Origin of the sequence: Mesorhizobium sp. M7A.F.Ca.CA.001.08.2.1, from assembly GCF_003998455.1 — a bacterium.
GTDB classification, from domain to species: Bacteria; Pseudomonadota; Alphaproteobacteria; order Rhizobiales; family Rhizobiaceae; genus Mesorhizobium; species Mesorhizobium ciceri.
On the sequence record NZ_RZPW01000988.1, the window covers coordinates 1 to 1,869 of the forward strand.

Sequence of the window (1,869 nt, forward strand, 5' to 3'; positions counted from 1 at the left end):
CTCCATGCTCTGGCATCCGCGCCTCGATGCCGATCCGGCGCAACGCTGGTTGCGCGACTGTGTGCGGGAGGTGTGTGCGGCGTCGCGCTGACAACGATGAGAAGCCTGCGCCAACCGCCCAGGCTTCTCATCTGTCCAGTCTATTCGGTTTGGCGTTTCTGCAAATGCCTCAGTGCGCTTAGTGTGAGCGTCGCCATGACCGAACAGTAGGCGACCAGCGGCCACGCCGTGTCTCCGCCGAGCAGGACGACGAACAACGTGCCGAAGATGCCGACGACAAGGCTCTGGATGCAGAAGTAGAGTGCGACTGCGGTTCCCGCGACATCGCCAAACGCCTCGAGTGCACCGTTTGCGGTGACTGAGACAATGAAGACGATACCCACGGCAACGACCCACATCGGCAAGATAAATGTCGCGAAGGACGGCTGTGCGAACAGTTGCCCCACTGCCAATAGCGCCGCGCCGAACAGCAGCATCGCCATGCCCCTGATGGCACTGCCGGCGATGCCCCAGCTTGCAATGAACCTTCTGGCGAAGCGGGTGGTGACGATCATCACCAGCGCCGCGGTGGCGAAAGCTAGACTGAAGCCGAACTGTGAAAAACCGGCCCGATCCATGAGCACCCGTGGCGCAGTCGAAAAGAACACGAAGAAGGCGCCCATGGCGGCACTGAATGCAAGCGTGTAGGTCCAGAAGGCAAGACTGGAGAGAATGGGTCGAAGCGCCATTCGCCTGGTATCGCCATTCGAGGGGCGGGTTTCGTGCCATTTCGGCCATGCGTTGAGGGTAGCTGCCGTGGCCAGGACTCCGAGCGTCAGGAAGATCGCCCGCCAGCCGAAATTGCCGGCAATCAACGCACCGGCAACCGGCCCCAACGCCGGCACGAAAGCCAACATCGAGCTGAACAGGCCGTAAATGACGGCACTTTCGGCTCTTTGCGCATAGACGTCGCGAACCGTTGCGAAGGTTGCAACGAGAATGGCGGACGCACCAATGGCCTGCACGACGCGCAGGACGACGAAGACAGCGGCCAGCGAGGTGCTGGCGAGCAGAAAGGAAGCGCCTGAAAACAAAAGCGCGCCACCGATCAGCACCGGGCGCCTGCCGATCCTGTCGGAAATCGGGCCGAAGACGACTTGGCCGAGCCCAAGACAAATCATGTAGAGGCTCAGCGTCAGCTGGATGACATCAGGCGATGTCTCGAGGATCCCCGGCATCGCCGGGACAATCGGGAGGTAGATGTCCATGGCCAGCGAGGCCAGGATGTCGAAGGGCGCCATCAGCACCATGGCTGCTGGCAGGGAAGTGGTCCATGTCGGTTTTTTTGGAAGAGGCATGATTGAACATCCGCTCAAATGGATACATTTGGCGGCGATCTGCCGTTCTCAATGAAGATGGGAAATGACGGGCCGCCGCAACAACGAGGTGCTGTTGCGGCCTACTTGTCTGCTGACTTGCTGGTTCCCATAAACGCTATCCCGGAAAATGACGGCGCAGACATTCTCTCGAGTGCGCTCGCGTTTCCCTAGCAGCCGAAGGTTGCCCAGGCAACAGGATCAGCTTGATGCGCGTCAACGCGCCATCGCCGCCTCGAGCACCCTGAAAATCCGCTCGTCCGCGCATTGGGCAACGTTGAAGCGCAGGAAACGGCCAGCCGTTCCGGACAGGCTGAATGCGTTGCCGGGCGCCAGCACGATGTTGTCGGCCAGCGAGCGGCGGGCGACTTCGGCCGCATCGACGCCGTCCGGCAGGCTGCACCACAGGAAGAGGCCAGCCGGCTGGTCGATCCACGGCGTGATGCCGATCACTTTCAGGTGGGCGGCCGTCTCGCCCATGGCGCGCGCAAGCTTCGCGCGCAGCAAATCCATG

General features: G+C 61.6%; 1 protein-coding gene and 1 pseudogene. Both read right to left on the reverse strand.

Annotation, left to right across the window (positions count from 1 at the left end):
• Positions 1-140: 140 nt before the first annotated feature.
• Positions 141-1,337 carry a CmlA/FloR family chloramphenicol efflux MFS transporter gene (gene cml, locus EN914_RS33875; protein ID WP_024503820.1) on the reverse strand — a complete coding sequence of 399 codons (1,197 nt, stop codon included), beginning with the start codon at positions 1,335-1,337 and terminating at the stop codon, positions 141-143.
• Between the two features lie 234 nt (positions 1,338-1,571).
• Positions 1,572-1,869 (reverse strand): annotated as a pseudogene (locus EN914_RS33880) (PLP-dependent aminotransferase family protein); the annotation flags it as partial.

Excerpts from the sequence above, each read along its gene's own strand:
- cml (WP_024503820.1), bottom strand. The coding sequence starts at position 1,337 with ATGCCTCTTCCAAAAAAACCGACATGGACCACTTCCCTGCCAGCAGCC.